Origin of the sequence: Roseibium sp. (assembly GCF_965276855.1) — a bacterium.
Classification (GTDB): Bacteria; Pseudomonadota; Alphaproteobacteria; order Rhizobiales; family Stappiaceae; genus Roseibium.
Map to the genome: position 1 here is coordinate 4,613,342 of NZ_OZ255700.1, position 19,251 is coordinate 4,632,592.

Annotated in this window: 13 protein-coding genes and 2 pseudogenes; 13 read left to right on the forward strand and 2 right to left on the reverse strand. The window is 56.1% G+C overall.

The window, feature by feature from the left end; all coding sequences use genetic code 11:
• The first annotated feature begins 50 nt into the window (after positions 1-50).
• The 9 genes from nusG to ACQY4Z_RS21365 all read left to right on the forward strand — a co-directional run bounded on the left by nusG (position 51) and on the right by ACQY4Z_RS21365 (position 14,097).
• Positions 51-581, forward strand: a complete 531-nt coding sequence (gene nusG, locus ACQY4Z_RS21325) for a transcription termination/antitermination protein NusG (protein WP_133946845.1) — start codon at positions 51-53, stop codon at positions 579-581.
• A gap of 161 nt (positions 582-742) precedes the next feature.
• Positions 743-1,171, forward strand: a complete 429-nt coding sequence (rplK, locus tag ACQY4Z_RS21330) for a 50S ribosomal protein L11 (RefSeq protein ID WP_133946846.1) — start codon at positions 743-745, stop codon at positions 1,169-1,171.
• A 4-nt stretch (positions 1,172-1,175) separates the two neighbouring features.
• Positions 1,176-1,874, forward strand: coding sequence for a 50S ribosomal protein L1 (gene rplA / locus ACQY4Z_RS21335; RefSeq protein ID WP_133946847.1), 699 nt, complete (start codon positions 1,176-1,178; stop codon positions 1,872-1,874).
• Positions 1,875-2,192: 318 nt separating this feature from the next.
• Positions 2,193-2,711: a 50S ribosomal protein L10 gene (rplJ, locus tag ACQY4Z_RS21340; RefSeq protein ID WP_428524644.1), complete on the forward strand. Its 519-nt coding sequence runs from the start codon at positions 2,193-2,195 to the stop codon at positions 2,709-2,711.
• A 59-nt stretch (positions 2,712-2,770) separates the two neighbouring features.
• Positions 2,771-3,145 carry a 50S ribosomal protein L7/L12 gene (gene rplL, locus ACQY4Z_RS21345; RefSeq protein ID WP_428524646.1) on the forward strand — a complete coding sequence of 125 codons (375 nt, stop codon included), beginning with the start codon at positions 2,771-2,773 and terminating at the stop codon, positions 3,143-3,145.
• A 279-nt stretch (positions 3,146-3,424) separates the two neighbouring features.
• Complete coding sequence (gene rpoB / locus ACQY4Z_RS21350) at positions 3,425-7,564, forward strand: DNA-directed RNA polymerase subunit beta (protein WP_428524648.1); 4,140 nt, start codon at positions 3,425-3,427, stop codon at positions 7,562-7,564.
• A gap of 90 nt (positions 7,565-7,654) precedes the next feature.
• Complete coding sequence (rpoC, locus tag ACQY4Z_RS21355) at positions 7,655-11,854, forward strand: DNA-directed RNA polymerase subunit beta' (protein ID WP_428524650.1); 4,200 nt, start codon at positions 7,655-7,657, stop codon at positions 11,852-11,854.
• Between the two features lie 80 nt (positions 11,855-11,934).
• Positions 11,935-12,228, forward strand: coding sequence for a transcriptional regulator (locus ACQY4Z_RS21360; RefSeq protein WP_209173845.1), 294 nt, complete (start codon positions 11,935-11,937; stop codon positions 12,226-12,228).
• A 186-nt stretch (positions 12,229-12,414) separates the two neighbouring features.
• On the forward strand, positions 12,415-14,097 hold the full coding sequence (locus ACQY4Z_RS21365; RefSeq protein WP_428524652.1) for a cache domain-containing protein: 1,683 nt from the start codon (positions 12,415-12,417) through the stop codon (positions 14,095-14,097).
• A gap of 82 nt (positions 14,098-14,179) precedes the next feature.
• On the opposite strand, the gene ACQY4Z_RS21370 is transcribed toward ACQY4Z_RS21365, so the two are convergent.
• Together ACQY4Z_RS21370 and ACQY4Z_RS21375 are read right to left on the reverse strand one after the other, a co-directional pair.
• The gene (locus tag ACQY4Z_RS21370) at positions 14,180-14,884 is read right to left on the reverse strand and encodes a substrate-binding domain-containing protein (protein ID WP_428529627.1); all 705 of its coding nucleotides are present in this window, start codon (positions 14,882-14,884) and stop codon (positions 14,180-14,182) included.
• 69 nt (positions 14,885-14,953) lie between these two features.
• Positions 14,954-15,079 (reverse strand): annotated as a pseudogene (locus ACQY4Z_RS21375) (LysR family transcriptional regulator); the annotation flags it as partial.
• Between the two features lie 103 nt (positions 15,080-15,182).
• Here ACQY4Z_RS21375 and ACQY4Z_RS21380 point away from each other — a divergent pair.
• From ACQY4Z_RS21380 to fusA, 4 genes and pseudogenes are all read left to right on the forward strand, one after another.
• Complete coding sequence (locus ACQY4Z_RS21380; RefSeq protein ID WP_428524654.1) at positions 15,183-15,692, forward strand: lactoylglutathione lyase family protein; 510 nt, start codon at positions 15,183-15,185, stop codon at positions 15,690-15,692.
• Positions 15,693-16,279: 587 nt separating this feature from the next.
• A pseudogene (gene rpsL, locus ACQY4Z_RS21385) lies at positions 16,280-16,650 on the forward strand (30S ribosomal protein S12).
• Between the two features lie 12 nt (positions 16,651-16,662).
• Positions 16,663-17,133: a 30S ribosomal protein S7 gene (rpsG, locus tag ACQY4Z_RS21390; protein WP_428524656.1), complete on the forward strand. Its 471-nt coding sequence runs from the start codon at positions 16,663-16,665 to the stop codon at positions 17,131-17,133.
• A gap of 24 nt (positions 17,134-17,157) precedes the next feature.
• The gene (gene fusA / locus ACQY4Z_RS21395) at positions 17,158-19,233 is read left to right on the forward strand and encodes an elongation factor G (protein ID WP_428524658.1); all 2,076 of its coding nucleotides are present in this window, start codon (positions 17,158-17,160) and stop codon (positions 19,231-19,233) included.
• Positions 19,234-19,251 lie beyond the last annotated feature (18 nt).

Consider the following 19,251-nt stretch of genomic DNA (forward strand, 5'->3'; position numbering starts at 1 on the left):
TTGGCCGCTGGTCTGTCTAAAGACAAGAACAACAAACGGAACTGAGATCTATGGCCAAGCGCTGGTACATTGTGCACGCCTATTCGAATTTCGAGAAAAAGGTCGCCGAGTCCATTCGCGAAAAGGCCGAGCAGAAAGGGTTGTCCGATCTGTTCGAGGAAATTCTCGTTCCGATGGAAAAAGTCGTGGAAGTGCGCCGTGGCCGCAAAGTCGACGCTGAGCGCAAGTTCTTCCCGGGTTATGTCCTTGTGAAAATGGATATGACCAATGAGGCGTTTCACCTGATCAAGGATACGCCGAAAGTAACCGGTTTCCTGGGGGCGGATCAAAAGCCGATGCCGATCCCGGAAAAAGAAGCTTTGCGGATCATCAATCAGGTTCAAGAGGGCGTTGACCGGCCGAAGCCGTCCGTCAGCTTTGAAGTTGGTGAGCAGGTTCGTGTTTCTGATGGTCCGTTTGCGTCCTTCTCCGGTCTTGTCGAAGAAGTCGACGACGAGCGGGCGCGCCTTAAGGTTGCTGTGTCCATCTTCGGCCGCGCGACGCCAGTTGAATTGGAATTCGGTCAGGTCGACAAGCTCTGACTGTTTGCCGCCCTCCGGGGCGGCGTGAGTGACGGACATGAATTGTCCGGAATTAAGTCGGTGGCAGGTTCATGCACTCTTCGCCGGGTGCTTCAACGGGCCACACCACCAACTCCCAGATGGTCAAATTGCCGTTTGGCCATGCATGATTGGAGAAAACTATGGCGAAGAAGATTGAAGGCTTCCTGAAGCTTCAGGTGCCGGCAGGCTCTGCGACCCCGTCCCCGCCCATTGGGCCGGCACTTGGTCAGCGTGGTCTGAACATCATGGAATTCTGTAAGGCGTTCAACGCGCAGACCCAGGATGTTGAAAAGGGTGCTCCGTGCCCGACTGTGATCACATACTACACCGACAAGTCCTTCACCTTCGAAGTGAAGACGGCTCCGGTTTCCTTCTTCTTGAAGAAAGCTGCGAAGCTGCAGAAGGGGTCCCAGACCCCGGGCCGCGGTACGGTTGGTTCCGTATCCAAGGCGCAGGTCAAGGAAATCGCGGAAGCGAAAATGAAGGACCTGAACGCCAACGACATCGACGCAGCAATGCTGATGGTTGAAGGCTCCGCCCGCTCCATGGGCCTTGAGGTAACGGAGTAAGATCATGGCGAAGGTTGGAAAACGTATTTCTGCAGCACGTGAAGGCATCGACCGTAACAAGCTGTACTCCCTGAACGAAGCCATCAGCCTCGTTAAGGGTCGCTCCAAGACCAAGTTCGACGAAACTGTTGAAGTTGCGATCAACCTCGGTGTTGACCCGCGCCACGCTGACCAGATGGTTCGTGGTGTGTGCGTTCTGCCGAACGGCACCGGTAAGAGCGTCAAGGTTGCAGTGTTTGCACGCGGCGACAAGGCTGAAGAAGCAAAAGCTGCTGGTGCAGACATTGTTGGCGCAGAAGAGCTGGTTCAGGAAGTTCAGGGCGGCAAGATCGATTTCGATACCGTCATTGCAACTCCGGACATGATGCCGCTGGTCGGTCGTCTCGGTAAAGTTCTCGGCCCCCGTGGCATGATGCCGAACCCGAAAGTCGGCACCGTGACCCCGGACGTCACCAAGGCTGTGAATGATGCAAAAGGCGGCGCTGTTCAGTTCCGCGTTGAAAAAGCCGGTATCGTCCACGCTGGTGTTGGCAAAGTGTCGTTCTCTGAAGACAAGATCTCTGAGAACATCAAGGCTCTGCTCGACGCTGTTCAAAAGGCTAAGCCGACTGGCGCAAAAGGCACCTACATGAAGCGTGTTGCCGTGTCCTCCACGATGGGCCCGGGCGTTAAAGTCGACCTCGCGAGCGTTGCTGGCGAATAATCCGGTCTTACCGGATTGAACAAGAATTTCAGCCCTTGGGCTGAATAGATCCGGCGGTTCGCCGCCGGATTGCCCTGTCCGAGACTGCAGGTGCCGGGAGACCGGTTTAAGCCGTAAAGGCCTGCATAGATGGGTGAGAACCGAATTTCCCGCGACAAGCGGCAACCGGTTCGAACCAGACCTTGCCGATGCTCTTGGAGCACAGGTGAGGGGACAGGACCCTGAGCGTCGTCTTTAAAGGCGGTTCCGGGTTCGGGACCACCGTAAAGGCGGCAAGGTAAACCGGTGGCGATTTTCGCCATCAAATGGAGAAGGCAAGTGGAAAGAGCGGAAAAGCAAGAGTTCGTGACATCCTTCAACGCCGAGCTGGCTGACACCGGCGTCGTTGTCGTCGCGCACTATGCAGGTCTTTCGGTTGCACAGATGACGGCCCTGCGGTCGTCCGTACGTGACGCCGGCGGTTCTGTAAAAGTCGCAAAAAACCGCCTTGTGAAACTCGCCCTCAAAGGCACTGACCTTGAGCACATCTCCGACCTGCTCCAGGGCCCGACCGTACTCGTCTATTCCGACGACCCGGTTGCAGCACCGAAAGCAGCTGTCGATTTCGCCAAGGCCAACGAAAAGTTGGAAATCCTTGGTGGTGCTCTTGGAACGACAAACCTGAGCCCGGAAGGGGTCAAGTCTCTGGCAACAATGCCGTCGCTCGACGAGCTGCGTGCAAAGCTGGTTGGCATGATCCAGACACCGGCATCGCGCATCGCACAGGTTGTCAACGCACCGGCCGGGCAGGTTGCCCGCGTCTTCGGCGCGTACGCCAAGAAGGACGAGGCCGCATAAGGCGCCCCAAACACTGTCTAATGAACCCAAACACTGGTTCGAACTTAAGGTACTGAAAAATGGCTGATCTTGAAAAGCTCGTAGAAGAACTGTCCGCACTGACCGTTATGGAAGCTGCTGAACTGTCCAAGCTTCTGGAAGAGAAGTGGGGCGTTTCTGCTGCTGCTCCGGTTGCAGTTGCTGCCGTTGCTGGTGGTGGCGAAGCTGCTGCTGCTGAAGAAAAGACTGAATTCGACGTCGTTCTGGCTTCTGCTGGTGACAAGAAAATCAACGTCATCAAAGAAGTCCGTGCAATCACCGGTCTTGGCCTGAAAGAAGCTAAAGAGCTCGTCGAAGGCGCTCCGAAGCCGGTCAAAGAAGGCGTTGCCAAGGACGAAGCTGAAGAGCTGAAGAAGAAGCTGGAAGAAGCTGGTGCTTCTGTCGAGCTGAAGTAATTAAGGCGGAAACGCCTTATACGGTCCCGGGATTTCCCGGGGCCGATTTTCGCCCCGGCGGGTCCAACCCGTTTCCGGGGCAAACGTCCCACTAGGGGCCTGTTTTTGCCTGACGCGAATGCAGGTAAGGTCCCTGGATCCAAAGTCTGGTCAATTCTTCTCATGTGCACAGAAGATTGATCTTGTTTGGTGGACGGTTTTCCGAAGCGCCCGGGCACAGGCCCGATTGGACAAGGGGCGTTTCGGGAAGCCGTTTTCCGGCCGATACGAGGAGCGACAATGACCCAAACGTTCAACGGTCGCAAAAAGGTCCGCAAATATTTCGGATCTATCCGCGATGTCGCGGCGATGCCCAATCTCATTGAGGTTCAAAAAGCCTCATACGACCAATTCCTTCAGGTCGACGAGATGCCGGGCGGTGGCCGCAAAGATGAAGGCCTTGAAGCGGTCTTCCAGTCCGTATTTCCGATCTCCGATTTTGCGGGCACCTCCCTTCTGGAATTTGTTTCCTACGAATTTGAAGCTCCGAAATACGACGTAGACGAGTGCCGTCAGCGCGACATGACCTTTGCGGCGCCGCTGAAGGTCACCCTGCGTCTCATCGTGTTCGATGTCGATGAGGATACCGGCGCAAAGTCCGTTAAAGACATCAAGGAACAAGATGTCTACATGGGCGATATGCCGTTCATGACCGACAACGGTACGTTCATCGTGAACGGTACCGAACGCGTGATCGTGTCCCAGATGCACCGCTCTCCGGGTGTGTTCTTCGATCACGACAAAGGCAAGACCCATTCCTCCGGTAAACTGTTGTTTGCCGCCCGCGTGATCCCGTACCGCGGCTCCTGGCTCGACATCGAGTTCGACGCCAAGGATATCGTGCATGCGCGTATCGATCGCCGCCGTAAAATCCCTGTGACATCGCTGTTGATGGCGCTCGGACTGGATGGCGAAGAAATTCTGAACACGTTCTACAAGCAGGTTGAGTACACCCGTCAGAAGGACGGCTCCTGGCGGATGCCGTTTGACGGTGGGCGTCTGAAGGGGACAAAAGCTTCCTACGACCTGATTGATGCCGACAGCGGCGATGTTGTTGTGGAAGGTGGCCGCAAGATCACCGCCCGCACCATCAAGCAGCTGGCTGAGAAGGGTGTGACTGCGCTCAAAGTGACCGACGAAGACCTCCATGGCCAGTATCTGGCAGAGGACATCGTCGATATGAAAACCGGTGAAATCTACGCAGAAGCAGGTGAGGAAATCACCGGTAAGCTGCTGGAGGAACTGGTTGACCGCGGCTACCACGACCTGACCATTCTTGACATCGACCATGTCAACACCGGCCCGTACATCCGCAACACACTGAACGTCGACAAGAACGAGTCCCGCGAAGACGCGCTGTTCGATATCTACCGCGTGATGCGTCCGGGAGAGCCGCCCACCATCGATACTGCTGAGGCGATGTTCCAGTCGCTCTTCTTTGACGATGAGCGCTATGATCTGTCGGCGGTTGGCCGTGTGAAGATGAACATGCGTCTGGACGTGGATGCGGAAGATACTGTTCGTGTTCTGCGCAAGGAAGACATCCTGGAAGTGATCCGGGTTCTTCTGGAGCTGCGGGACGGCAAAGGCGACATCGACGACATCGACAACCTGGGCAACCGTCGTGTTCGCTCCGTTGGCGAGTTGATGGAAAATCAGTACCGCGTCGGTCTTCTGCGTATGGAACGTGCGATCAAGGAGCGGATGAGCTCTGTCGAGATCGACACGGTGATGCCACAGGATCTGATCAACGCGAAACCGGCTGCAGCTGCCGTTCGGGAATTCTTCGGCTCCTCACAGCTGTCGCAGTTCATGGACCAGACGAACCCGCTGTCGGAAGTCACTCACAAGCGCCGCCTGTCGGCTCTTGGACCGGGCGGCTTGACCCGTGAGCGTGCAGGCTTTGAAGTCCGCGACGTTCACCCGACGCACTACGGCCGTATCTGCCCGATCGAGACACCGGAAGGTCCGAACATCGGTCTGATCAACTCTCTCGCAACGTTCGCCCGTGTGAACAAGTACGGCTTTATCGAGAGCCCGTACCGCAAGGTGAAAGACGGCGTTGTCACCGACGAAGTCGTCTATCTTTCGGCCATGGAAGAAGCGAAACACTACGTTGCGCAGTCCAACGCCGAATATGACGATGAAGGCCGGTTCACAACCGAGCTGATCACCTGCCGTCACGCCGGCGAAAACATGATGGTTCCGTCCGACAAGGTCGACCTCATGGACGTTTCGCCGAAGCAGCTCGTGTCGGTTGCGGCATCGCTTATTCCGTTCCTGGAAAACGATGATGCGAACCGCGCACTCATGGGCTCGAACATGATGCGTCAGGCCGTGCCGCTGGTACGCGCCGAGGCACCGTTCGTTGGTACCGGTATGGAGTCTGTTGTGGCCCGGGATTCCGGTGCGGCGATCGGTGCCCGCCGGGCAGGTGTTGTTGACCAGGTCGATGCGACCCGTATCGTTATCCGGGCAACTGAAGAGCTGGATCCGGGCCGGTCAGGCGTCGACATCTACCGCCTCCAGAAGTACCAGCGTTCCAACCAGAACACCTGTATCAACCAGCGTCCGCTGGTGCGGGTTGGTGATCGCGTCCACAAGGGCGATATCATCGCCGATGGTCCGTCCACCGATCTCGGTGATCTGGCGCTTGGCCGGAACGTGCTTGTCGCGTTCATGCCTTGGAACGGCTACAACTTCGAGGATTCCATCCTTCTGTCCGAGCGCATCGTGTCTGACGATGTCTTCACCTCCATCCACCTTGAAGAATTTGAGGTGATGGCGCGTGATACCAAGCTTGGTCCGGAAGAGATCACCCGCGATATTCCGAACGTTTCTGAAGAAGCGCTGAAGAATCTCGACGAGGCAGGTATCGTTTACATCGGTGCCGAGCTTCATCCGGGTGACATCCTTGTCGGCAAGATCACACCGAAAGGCGAAAGCCCGATGACGCCGGAAGAAAAGCTTCTGCGCGCGATCTTCGGTGAAAAAGCCTCTGACGTCCGCGACACGTCCCTGCGCTTGCCGCCGGGTGTTTCCGGCACCGTCGTTGAAGTTCGTGTTTTCAACCGCCACGGCGTTGAAAAAGACGAACGCGCGATGGCGATCGAGCGGGAAGAAATCGAACGTCTTGCAAAAGACCGTGACGACGAGCAGGCAATCCTTGACCGCAACGTCTATGGCCGTCTGGCCGAGATGCTGATGGACAAGACTGCAGTTGCTGGTCCGAAGGGCTTCAAGAAGGACACTGTGCTGACCGGGGACGTTCTCAACGATTTCCCGCGCTCTCAGTGGTGGCAGTTTGCCACCGACGACGAGAAGTTCATGTCGGAGATCGAAGCTCTGCGCGGTCAGTATGACGATAGCCGGAAGCGTCTCGAGCAGCGGTTCATCGACAAGGTCGAGAAGCTGCAGCGCGGTGATGAACTGCCGCCAGGCGTCATGAAGATGGTCAAGGTCTTCGTTGCCGTGAAGCGCAAGCTTCAGCCGGGCGACAAGATGGCCGGCCGTCACGGTAACAAGGGCGTGGTCTCCAAGATCAACCCGTGTGAAGACATGCCGTTCCTGGAAGATGGCACACACGTCGACATCGTTCTCAACCCGCTCGGCGTTCCGTCGCGCATGAACGTTGGTCAGATCCTTGAAACCCATATGGGTTGGGCCTGCCGCGGCATGGGCTTGCGCATCGGCGAAATGTACGATGAGTACCGCAAGACCGGTGAGATCGAGAAGCTTCGTGGCAAGGTCATCGAGATCTACGGCGACAACATGAAGGGTGATGCGGTCAAGGAGTTTGACGACGAAGGTGTCGTGAAACTGGCCGAGCAGCTGAAGAAGGGCGTGTCGATTGCGACGCCGGTCTTCGACGGTGCCCGTGAGCCTGACGTTGTTGATGCGCTGAAGATTGCGGACTTCGACACCAGTGGTCAGTCGACTCTGTTTGACGGCCGGACTGGTGAAGAGTTCGACCGCAAGGTGACCGTGGGCTATATCTATATGCTCAAGCTTCACCATTTGGTCGACGACAAGATCCACGCCCGCTCGATTGGCCCGTACTCGCTCGTCACCCAGCAGCCGCTTGGGGGTAAGGCGCAGTTCGGCGGCCAACGCTTCGGGGAAATGGAGGTCTGGGCTCTTGAAGCTTACGGTGCAGCTTATACGCTGCAGGAAATGCTGACGGTCAAGTCGGATGACGTTGCCGGACGTACGAAGGTCTATGAGGCCATCGTTCGCGGTGACGACACCTTCGAGGCGGGTATTCCGGAAAGCTTCAACGTGCTTGTGAAGGAAATGCGGTCCCTGGGTCTCAACGTTGAACTTCAACGAACTGACGCACCCATGATTGGCGAGGAAGAAACTGCAGACGCTGCAGAATAACCCCGCCAACGGACCCCTTTAGACTGAAATGCCGGTTTGGGGGAGGTAAGCAGCACTTACCTCCCGGCCGAGCATCGAAGGAGATGGATCATGAATCATGAGGTCATGAACCTGTTCAACCAGCAGGCTCCCGCACAGACCTTCGACAATATCAAGATCTCTCTGGCCAGCCCGGAGAAAATCTTGTCCTGGTCATTCGGTGAGATCAAAAAGCCGGAAACCATCAACTACCGGACGTTCAAGCCGGAGCGTGATGGTCTTTTCTGCGCGCGCATCTTTGGCCCGATCAAGGACTACGAATGTCTTTGCGGCAAATACAAGCGCATGAAATACAAAGGCGTCATCTGTGAAAAGTGTGGTGTTGAAGTCACGCTTTCCCGTGTACGCCGTGAACGCATGGGCCACATCGAGCTTGCAGCTCCGGTGGCGCACATCTGGTTCCTGAAGTCCCTGCCAAGCCGCATTGGTTTGCTGCTCGACATGACGCTGAAGGATCTGGAACGCGTTCTGTACTTCGAAAACTATGTCGTTCTGGAGCCCGGTCTGACCCCACTCAAGCAGCACCAGCTTCTGTCTGAAGAAGACTACGTTGCTGCTCAGGACGAGTACGGCGAAGACGCCTTCACCGCCATGATCGGTGCAGAAGCGATCCGCGAGATCCTGATGTCGATGGATCTTGAGCGCGAGTCTGAAAAGCTCCGCCAGGAAATTGCGGAAGCAACGACCGAGCTGAAGCCGAAGAAACTGGCCAAGCGCCTGAAGGTCATTGAAGCCTTCATGGAATCCGGCAACCGTCCGGAGTGGATGATCATGACCGTTGTTCCGGTCATCCCGCCGGATCTGCGTCCGCTGGTTCCGCTCGATGGTGGCCGGTTTGCAACGTCGGATCTGAATGATCTTTACCGCCGCGTGATCAACCGGAACAACCGTCTGCGCCGCTTGATGGAATTGCGTGCTCCGGACATTATCATCCGGAACGAGAAGCGCATGCTTCAAGAGTCTGTTGACGCCCTGTTCGACAACGGCCGCCGCGGCCGGGTCATCACCGGTGCCAACAAGCGTCCGCTGAAGTCTCTGTCCGACATGCTGAAAGGCAAGCAGGGCCGCTTCCGTCAGAACCTTCTTGGTAAGCGCGTTGACTATTCCGGCCGTTCGGTGATCACCGTGGGTCCGGAACTCAAGTTGCACCAGTGTGGTCTGCCGAAGAAAATGGCGCTTGAGCTGTTCAAGCCGTTCATCTATTCGCGCCTCGACGCCAAGGGGTTCTCTTCAACTGTCAAGCAGGCGAAGAAGCTCGTAGAAAAAGAGCGTCCGGAAGTCTGGGATATCTTGGATGAGGTGATCCGCGAGCACCCGGTTCTCCTGAACCGTGCGCCGACGCTTCACCGTCTTGGCATTCAGGCGTTCGAACCGACCCTGATCGAAGGCAAAGCGATCCAGCTGCACCCGCTCGTTTGTTCCGCGTTCAACGCTGACTTCGACGGTGACCAGATGGCTGTTCACGTTCCGCTGTCGCTCGAAGCACAGCTGGAAGCGCGGACGCTGATGATGTCCACGAACAACATTCTGCACCCGGCAAACGGTGGCCCGATCATCGTGCCGTCGCAGGATATCGTTCTCGGTCTCTACTATCTGTCGATCATGGCAGAGAAAGAGCCGGGCGAGGGCATGGCTTTCTCCGATATCGGCGAAATCCACCATGCGCTGGCCAACAAGGTCATCACGCTGCACACGAAGATCAAGGGCCGGTTCCGTTCGGTGGATGCCGAAGGCAACCCGACTTCCGATATCTTCGAGACAACACCGGGCCGGATGCTGATTGCAGAACTTCTGCCGAAGCATCACGAAGTGCCGTTCGATGTTGCCAACAAGCTGATGACCAAGAAGGACATCTCCAAGATGATCGACACGGTTTACCGTGCTTGCGGTCAGAAGGAGACGGTTATCTTCTGTGACCGGATCATGCAGCTCGGCTTCAAGAACGCCTGTAATGCCGGCATCTCCTTCGGTATGGACGACATGGTTATCCCGGACACCAAGCAGAAGCTGGTTGGGGAAACCGCGGCACTCGCAACCGAATATGAGCAGCAGTACAATGACGGTCTGATCACCCAGGGCGAGAAGTACAACAAGGTTGTCGATGCCTGGGCGAAATGTACCGACAAGATCGCTGACGAGATGATGGCCCGCATTAAGGCGGTCCAGATCGATGAGGAAACCGGACGCCAGAAGCCGATGAACTCGGTTTACATGATGTCCCACTCCGGTGCGCGTGGTTCGCCTCAGCAGATGAAGCAGCTGGCTGGTATGCGTGGTCTTATGGCCAAGCCGGACGGATCCATCATCGAGAACCCGATCATCTCGAACTTCAAAGAAGGTCTCTCGGTTCTCGAGTACTTCAACTCCACCCACGGTGCCCGTAAGGGTCTTGCCGATACGGCGTTGAAGACTGCGAACTCCGGTTACCTGACCCGCCGTCTCGTGGACGTTGCGCAGGACAGCATCATCCTTGAACCGGATTGTGGCTCTGAGCGCGGCATCACTGTGGCGCCGATTGTTGACGCCGGTAACGTCATCGCCTCCCTCGGCATGCGTGTTCTCGGCCGGACAACGGCGGAAGACGTTATCAACAACGCCACCGGCGAAGTGATCGTTCCGAAAGGACGTCTCATCGACGAGAAGGACGTTGATGCGATCGAAGCGGCGAAAGTTCAGCAGATCAAGATCCGCTCGGTTCTGACCTGTGAAACCGAGACCGGCGTGTGTGCGACCTGCTACGGCCGTGACCTTGCACGTGGTACTCCGGTGAACATGGGCGAGGCTGTCGGCGTGATCGCCGCACAGTCGATCGGTGAGCCGGGCACCCAGCTGACCATGCGTACGTTCCACATTGGTGGTACGGCGCAGGTTGTCGACAGCTCGTTTATCGAGTCCAACGTTGACGGTACTGTCAAGATCCGGAACCGCTCTGTACAGCGCGACTCGGAAGGCAATCTGATTGCCATGGTCCGCAACATGTCCATCGTTGTCATCGACAGCGACGGCAATGAGCGTGCCGTGCATCGTGTTGCTTACGGTTCCAAGCTGCATGTCGATGAAGGTGACGCGGTTAAACGCGGTCAGCGGATCGCAGAGTGGGATCCGTACACCCGTCCGATGCTTGCCGAAGTTGACGGCGTCGTGGACTTTGAAGACCTGGTTGACGGGGCTTCTGTTCAGGAAACCGCCGACGAGGCTACCGGTATCACCAAGCGTGTCGTCATCGACTGGCGCTCTTCGCAGCGTGGCGTGGATCTCAAGCCGGCGGTTGTCATCAAGGACGCCAAAGGTTCCGTTGCCAAAAACCAGCGTGGATCCGATGCCCGCTTGATGCTGTCTGTCGACGCGGTTCTCTCGGTTCAGCCGGGTGCATCGGTCAAGGCCGGTGACGTGCTTGCACGAATTCCGCTGGAAAGCGCCAAGACCAAGGACATCACAGGTGGTCTGCCGCGCGTTGCGGAATTGTTCGAGGCTCGCCGACCGAAGGATCATGCGATCATTGCAGAAATCGATGGTACGATCCGCTTTGGCCGCGACTACAAGAACAAGCGCCGTGTCATCATCGATCCGGCAGAGGAGGGCGCCGAGCCCGTCGAATACCTCATCCCGAAAGGCAAGCACTTCCACCTTCAGGAAGGCGATGCCATTGAAAAGGGTGAATACATTCTCGACGGTAACCCGGCACCACACGACATTCTGGCCGTTAAAGGCGTTGAGGCACTCGCTGCCTACCTCGTCAACGAGATCCAGGAAGTCTATCGTCTGCAGGGCGTTGTGATTAACGACAAGCACATTGAGGTGATTGTCCGTCAGATGCTGCAGAAGGTCGAGATCACCGATCCAGGTGAGACCGAATTCTTCTCAGGTGAGCAGATCGACCGGATCGACTTTGAAGAGGCCAATCAACGGGCCATCGACAATGCCAAGGATCCGGCGAAAGGTACACCGGTTCTGCTCGGGATCACCAAGGCGTCGTTGCAGACACGCTCGTTCTTCTCCGCCGCCTCCTTCCAGGAGACGACCCGCGTTCTTACCGACGCGGCGGTCAACGGCAAGACCGACCCGTTGGTCGGCCTCAAGGAGAACGTCATTGTTGGCCGTCTGATCCCGGCCGGTACAGGCGGGGTCATGAAGCGGATCCGCAAGATTGCAACCCATCGCGACGACCTGATACAGGAAGCGCAGCGGGCTCAGTCTTCGGAAAGTGCCGCAGAAGGCCTTCTGGAAGACATGACCGGCGCTGCGGAATAAGCTTCGGCAACAGTCAAATCATGAAAGGCCGCCTCCGGGCGGCCTTTCTCGTATCGAACGAGATAAGGAGGGTTGCCCTCATGAATGACAATGACCTGGAACTGGACCCCGTGGTTTACATCGTCATCGGCCGTGTCTGGCAGGATGAAAATACATCGCCGGATGCAGCGATCACGATCCACGCACTTTTGACGGCACCAGATGACGACGATGCCGTGCGCAAGACCTTGGAAGCTCTATCATCGCAAGGCTTCACGGAAGCGGAACTGGATCAAATCGGTGTCATCGACGGTGAACCGGATGAGCCGATCTATGAAGGCGCCTATCATGATGCTCTGTCGGGCAACGTGGCAATTGTCACGCTTGCCGACTAAGACATGGAGTAGGTAGTTCCGTTAGGACAATTAAATAGTATTGTCATCTGTCCTTATATTTTGCCTCCGCCGTCAAAAGCGGAGGCTTATTTTATTTATAATCTAAGTTGTCTGACGGAAAATATCCACTTTTCGTTTACGTAACTGGAAAACACTAAACCCTGAATTGCAAATCGGAGGTTGTACATGTTTTCTCGAATTTCAGTTGGCATGCGATTGGGCATGCTCATGGGGCTGGTGGTTCTTTGCTTGATCGGAATCCTCGGCGCAGCGGCTTACCAGGATCGCGACCGGTCGTATGCGGAGCGGCGGATTGGCCTGACCCATCTTGTCAATGCGGCCACGAGCACGATTGAGAGTTACCATAAGCGAAGCATAGCCGGAGAGTTCACTGAAGAGCAGGCGCAAGAGTTCGCCAAGGAGGCGATCCGCGGCATGCGCTATGACAATGGCAATTATCTCTTTATCAACCTGCGCGGCGACGCTCTGATCATGCACCCCGCACGGCCGGATCTGGAGGGCATGACCTCCCAGGACCTCATTCGTGACTTTGGCTCGTCCAGTTTGCCGACTTTCTATGACATCGTGCAGAGCCAAGGCAGTGGTTTTCATGATTACGTTTGGCGCAGACCGAATTCCGACGATCCGGCAGGCAAGACGGCATATGTGACGATGTACCAGCCTTGGGAGTGGGTGATCGGGACCGGCGCCTACGTGGATGACATTGAAGCGGCATTTCAAAAGAACCTTGTTTGGCTTGCCGGGATCGCCCTTGGGTTGGTTCTGCTCCTGGCAATCGCATCACACTTCCTGATCCAGTCGATTACAAAGCCACTGGCACGGACGGTCCAGGAAGCTGAAGCGCTTGCAGCCGGGGACACCGAGATCCAGTTCACTGATGCAGGCCGCAAGGACGAGATCGGGACAGTGGCCCGGTCGATCGCTGCTTTCCGGGATCGGATTTTTGAACAACAGCGGCTCGCCCGGGAAGCTGCCGAAACAGCAGATGCTCAGACCCGCCGCCAGCACCTGGTGGAAGGTCTTGTGTCGCGGTTTCGCGAAAATGTCTCCCATTTGCTCACCGCGGTTGGTGACCGGATCGGAACTGTGAAGACAACGGCGACCGAATTGTCTGGTCTTGCAAGCGCGTCTTCAGAGCGGGCGGCCGGAGCGAGCGGATCAGCGGACTCGGCCAACGGCAGCATTGAGACAACAGCCGCCGCGGCCCAGGAGCTCACATTTGCCATCCGTGAAATCAACTCGCAGGTGTCCAAAACCACGGAGGGCGTCCAAGGGGCGACTGAAGCTGCGAACAAATCCAGCCAGCGGGTCACCAGCCTGTCTAATGCCGCGATCAAGATCGGTGAGGTGGTCACGCTTATTCAGGCGATCGCCGAGCAAACCAATCTTTTGGCCTTGAACGCAACCATTGAGGCTGCGCGGGCCGGCGAGGCGGGCAAGGGGTTTGCCGTTGTTGCAGCTGAAGTGAAAGAGCTCGCAACACAGACCGCAAAAGCCACGGAAGAAATCAGCAACCAGATTGCCGACATCCAGGGCTCCACCAATGAAGCGGTGTCCGCGATTGACGAGATCACATCTCGTGTCGAGGAAGTCCGCAATTTCACCACAGCGATTGCGGCCTCTATCTCTCAGCAAGAGTCTGCAACAGAGTCGATTGCTCAAAGTGTCGTGCAGGCCGTTGAGCAGACAAAATCGGCCAAATCCGAAATGGATATGGTTGTAACATCTGCCCGGGAAACCGACGACGGATCGCTCGTCGTTTTGCGCGGCGCTGATGAAGTCGCCGACTACGCCGAGAAACTTCGCGGTGAAGTCGACACCTTCCTCGATTCTGTCGCTGCTGCATAAGCAGAGTAGGGGCAGTGGCAAAAGACCCGGGCACTGGAAACCGATGCCCGGGTCTTTGTGTTTCCTGGAGTCTTGTTGTCTGCTACTCCGCTTTTTCCAGCTGGAGGGCGGTGTCTCTAACAGCTGCGGCGATCGGATGTTGACGTGCTGGCCATGGCCTGTTCCTAAGGGTGCACATCCAAAGGTCTTGAAACAGTGGTTTTTCAAGTTCTGCGACGGCGACTTTATCGCGGCCGGAAAATGCATCAATCCCGCTGCGCGGTAAAACGGTATATCCGAAACCTGATGTCATCGGCATCGGGATCTGGCCGATTTGATTGACGCTTCCGCGCAACCTCAAATTTTCGATCCCCGCATAGTCGTTGGGATAGTTCAGGCTGAGTAAGCGGTCCGCATAGCCATAACCATCCGGATGCCCAATAAAGCCCAGCTCCTGCAAAGCATCAAATTTCGGACGCATACCTCTGAAATCAGCGGGAAGGAGAAGGCACAACTCTTCGCGCCCAAGATGCTCAACGTCCAAACGGGTGTGTGTGGGCTTTTCACTCACGATGCCGAGATCAATGGTGTTGTCGAGGAGTCCATCAATTATTTTGTTCTGCGGCATTGAATGGAGGTGAAGCGCAAGGGAGGAGTGATCGCCCATCAAGGCTAAAAGACGCGGGTAAAGAAGGAGGGCGAAACTACCCGAACATGCCAGTGTGCTCGTCCCGGTGCCGGGATCATCGTGGTTCAAGTTATTGAGCAGATCCTGTTCGCGTGTCCGCCATGTTTTGCCGAACTCCAATACAGCCGTCCCGGCGGGGGTGAGCGTAAACATCCGGCCCGACCGGATGACCAGATCATGTCCGATCTGACCTTCCAGCTTTTTCAAGTGCTGTGAGACACCGGGCTGGGTCATGTTCAAACGTTGAGCTGTTTTCGTGAAGCTCTGAGTTTCGCAAAGAACAGTGAATGTCGTCAGCCAGTTCGAGTTCAGCACGATATCCTCGAGGATAACACAAAGTAATTTCAAATATCATATATGATAATTATTCAAAATGTCTGATGGGGCCTATCTTTGTAGTCCAACAAGGAGAGACACCATGAAAATCACCCCCCGTTCATTCTCCCACATCGGTTTGTCGGTCCCGGATGTCGATGCTGCAGTCAAATTCTATTCCGAGGTTCTGGGATTTTACATCATCATGCCCAGCACTGAGGTGGTCGAGGACGACAGTGAAATCGGACGCATGTGTGCCGATGTCTTCGGAGCAGGCTGGACCAAACTCAGGATTGCCCATTTGGCCACTTCAGACAGAATTGGCATCGAGCTGTTCGAGTTTGAAGGGAACCATCCGCCGGAGGACAATCTTGACTTCCGCAGGCATGGAACATTTCACTTCTGTATTCAAGATCCCGACGTTGAGGGTTTGGTAGAGAAGATTGTTGCTGCGGGCGGCAAACAACGTATGCCGATCCGGGAATATTATCCTGGTGAGAAACCGTATCGGATGGTCTATGTGGAAGATCCGTTCGGCAATGTTTTCGAAGTCTACAGCCACAGCTATGAGCTCACATACTCTTCCGGCGCCTACGCAGCACCGGCAGAGTGATTTTGGGGCCATGTTTGCTGCATAGCTGCCATGCCAGTGTTGGAATCAGTAGCCGGGAGTCCGTGCTAGCCCTTTCTCCTCGATGAAACCGGCAGGATTGGCATGATTTGAATCACTGGCTTAACCATTGATTCACTGTTTGGAATCGGCCGATCTACCTGCAAAATCACAAACGATCAACAGAAGCTTGGTTGACGAAACAATCTTACAATCGAGCCCGGTCTGGTGGAGAAAAATGACGCGGATTTCTGCGGTTTTGCGGAAATGCGGAATTTCCAACAAATCACTTGACGCAAAGGGTGCATCTGAGTAGGTTCCGCGCATCCCAAGGGCAGGCGGTAAGAGCGAACCCTCCAGCGCTTCTGAAGAGCGCAGGACACAGTCCTCTTAAACGCTGCCGGGTCACATAGGCGAATACGCGTCGATTGCATGACCGCGAGGCAACTCGTGGTCCTCTGGTTTTTCGCAGCGCCGGCCGCTCCAAATGGAGCGCGCGGGCGCGATTCTGCATGTTTGAACACATGCGGCGTCAGCGGGGGACTGCAGTTGCACAAAAGTTTTTGGATGGACAAGGTAAAGGGCACAGAATGCCGACCATCAACCAGTTGATCCGCAAGCCGCGGAAAGATCCGCCGAAGCGGAACAAAGTGCCGCCATGGAGGCCTGCCCGCAGAAGCGTGGTGTTTGCACCCGCGTATACACAACCACTCCGAAGAAGCCGAACTCGGCTCTGCGTAAAGTGGCGAAAATCCGTCTGACCAACGGCTTCGAAGTCATCGGTTACATCCCGGGTGAAGGTCACAACCTTCAAGAGCACTCGGTTGTGATGATCCGTGGCGGCCGTGTGAAAGACTTGCCGGGTGTCCGCTACCACATCATCCGTGGTGTTCTGGATACCCAAGGCGTCAAAGATCGTAAGCAGCGTCGTTCGAAATACGGCGCGAAGCGGCCGAAGTAAGGAGCACATTAGATGTCCCGTCGTCACCGCGCCGAAAAACGCGAAATCAACCCGGATCCGAAGTTCGGGGATATGGTCGTCACAAAGTTCATGAATTCCATCATGTACGACGGCAAGAAGTCCACTGCAGAGCGCATCGTTTACGGTGCTTTCGACGTGGTCGAGAACAAGACCCGCGAGAACCCGATCGAAGTGTTCCACGCTGCTCTTGAGAACGTTATGCCGCAAGTGGAAGTTCGTTCCCGCCGTGTTGGTGGTGCGACTTACCAGGTTCCGGTTGAGGTTCGTGCCGATCGCCGCCAGGCGCTCGCAATTCGTTGGTTGATCGCAGCTGCGCGCAACCGCAACGAAACCACAATGGTTGATCGTCTGTCCGGCGAATTGCTCGATGCAGCAAACAACCGTGGTACCGCAGTTAAGAAGCGCGAAGACACGCACCGGATGGCAGACGCCAACCGCGCATTCTCGCACTATCGCTGGTAATTTCGACTTTGAAGGGCTGACGCTATGTCGCGCACGCATAAAATCGAGGACTACCGTAACTTCGGCATCATGGCTCACATCGATGCTGGTAAGACGACCACCACCGAGCGGATCCTCTACTACACTGGTAAGAGCCACAAGATCGGCGAAGTCCATGACGGTGCTGCCACCATGGACTGGATGGAGCAAGAGCAGGAGCGTGGCATCACGATCACCTCTGCTGCAACAACCGCGTTCTGGAATGAAAAGCGCCTGAACATCATCGACACCCCGGGCCACGTTGACTTCACCATTGAAGTTGAGCGCTCCCTGCGTGTTCTTGACGGTGCGGTTGCTCTTCTGGACGCCAACGCTGGCGTTGAGCCGCAGACCGAAACTGTTTGGCGTCAGGCTGACAAGTACAACGTCCCGCGGATGATCTTCGTCAACAAGATGGACAAGCTTGGCGCCGATTTCGATCGCTGCTGCGAGATGATCAAGTCCCGTCTTGGCGCAACTCCGCTGGTCATGCAGCTGAACATCGGTGCGGAAAGCGAATTTGCCGGTGTTGTTGATCTGCTGAAAATGAAGGCGCTGATCTGGCAATCCGAGAACCTCGGTGCTGCTTGGGATGTTGTCGACATTCCGGCTGAACTTGCTGACCGTGCGCAGGAAATGCGCGATGCCCTGATCGAGACTGCTGTCGAGATCGATGAAGAAGCTATGGAAGCTTATCTTGAAGGCGAAGAGCCGTCCTTCGAGAAGATCCAGCAGCTGATCCGCAAGGGCACCATCAACGGCGACTTTGTTCCGGTATTCTGCGGTTCTGCATTCAAAAACAAAGGCGTACAGCCGCTTCTTGATGCAGTTGTTGATTACCTGCCGAGCCCGGTCGAAGTTCCGGCCATTAAGGGTATCGATCCGAAGACCGAAGGCGAAGCGGTACGTAAATCTTCTGATGAAGAGCCGCTCAGCATTCTGGCATTCAAGATCGCTAACGATCCGTTCGTTGGTTCTCTGACGTTCTGCCGCATCTATTCTGGCGTTTTGAACAAGGGTGTGTCCTTGCTCAACACCGTGAAGGATAAGAAAGAGCGCGTCGGTCGCATGATGCAGATGCACTCCAACTCGCGTGAAGACATCGACGTCGCATATGCTGGCGACATTGTTGCGATCGCAGGTCTCAAGGACACCACAACAGGTGACACGCTCTGCGATCCGCTGAAGCCGGTCATCCTGGAGCGGATGGAATTCCCTGAGCCGGTCATTGAGATCGCGGTTGAGCCGAAGACCAAAGGCGACCAGGAGAAGATGGGCCTTGCCCTGAACCGTCTGGCTGCTGAGGATCCGTCCTTCCGGGTTAAGACCGACGAAGAGTCTGGTCAGACCATCATTGCCGGTATGGGCGAATTGCACCTCGACATCCTTGTTGACCGCATGAAGCGCGAGTTCAAGGTTGAGGCGAACATCGGTGCGCCGCAGGTTGCCTACCGCGAAACCATTACCAAAACTGCAGACGTGGACTACACCCACAAGAAGCAGTCTGGTGGTTCCGGTCAGTTCGCTCGCATCAAGCTCACGATCGAACCGGCAGAGCCGAACGAAGGCTTCGTCTTCGAGAGCAAGATTGTCGGCGGTAACGTTCCGAAAGAATACATTCCGGGCGTTAGCAAGGGTATCGAAAGCGTCATGTCGTCTGGTCCGCTGGCCGGCTTCCCGATGCTCGATATCAAGGCAACCCTCACAGATGGTGCCTACCACGATGTTGACTCCTCGGTCCTTGCGTTCGAGATCGCCGGCCGTGCCGGTTTCCGCGAAGGTATTTCCAAGGCTGGACCTAAGCTCCTTGAGCCGGTCATGAAGGTCGAGGTTGTTACCCCTGAAGATTACATGGGTGACGTGATTGGTGACCTGAACTCCCGCCGCGGCCAGATCGCGGGTACGGAGAACCGGGGCATCGTGACTGTCATCACCGCAATGGTTCCGCTGGCCAACATGTTTGGTTACGTGAACAACCTGCGTTCCATGTCTCAAGGCCGCGCTCAGTACTCGATGGTGTTCGATCACTACGAGCAGGTGCCGCAGGCTGTCGCCGAAGAAGTTCAGGCGAAATACGCCTGACCCCAACCTCTTGAATTA

What these genes read in the sequence shown, in the direction of transcription:
- rpoB (WP_428524648.1), top strand. Translation starts at nt 3,425, where the DNA reads ATGACCCAAACGTTCAACGGTCGCAAAAAGGTCCGCAAATATTTCGGA.
- rplL (WP_428524646.1), top strand. Translation starts at nt 2,771, where the DNA reads ATGGCTGATCTTGAAAAGCTCGTAGAAGAACTGTCCGCACTGACCGTT.
- fusA (WP_428524658.1), top strand. Translation starts at nt 17,158, where the DNA reads ATGTCGCGCACGCATAAAATCGAGGACTACCGTAACTTCGGCATCATG.
- rplK (WP_133946846.1), top strand. Translation starts at nt 743, where the DNA reads ATGGCGAAGAAGATTGAAGGCTTCCTGAAGCTTCAGGTGCCGGCAGGC.
- ACQY4Z_RS21365 (WP_428524652.1), top strand. Translation starts at nt 12,415, where the DNA reads ATGTTTTCTCGAATTTCAGTTGGCATGCGATTGGGCATGCTCATGGGG.
- rpsG (WP_428524656.1), top strand. Translation starts at nt 16,663, where the DNA reads ATGTCCCGTCGTCACCGCGCCGAAAAACGCGAAATCAACCCGGATCCG.
- rplA (WP_133946847.1), top strand. Translation starts at nt 1,176, where the DNA reads ATGGCGAAGGTTGGAAAACGTATTTCTGCAGCACGTGAAGGCATCGAC.
- ACQY4Z_RS21380 (WP_428524654.1), top strand. Translation starts at nt 15,183, where the DNA reads ATGAAAATCACCCCCCGTTCATTCTCCCACATCGGTTTGTCGGTCCCG.
- rpoC (WP_428524650.1), top strand. Translation starts at nt 7,655, where the DNA reads ATGAATCATGAGGTCATGAACCTGTTCAACCAGCAGGCTCCCGCACAG.
- nusG (WP_133946845.1), top strand. Translation starts at nt 51, where the DNA reads ATGGCCAAGCGCTGGTACATTGTGCACGCCTATTCGAATTTCGAGAAA.
- ACQY4Z_RS21360 (WP_209173845.1), top strand. Translation starts at nt 11,935, where the DNA reads ATGAATGACAATGACCTGGAACTGGACCCCGTGGTTTACATCGTCATC.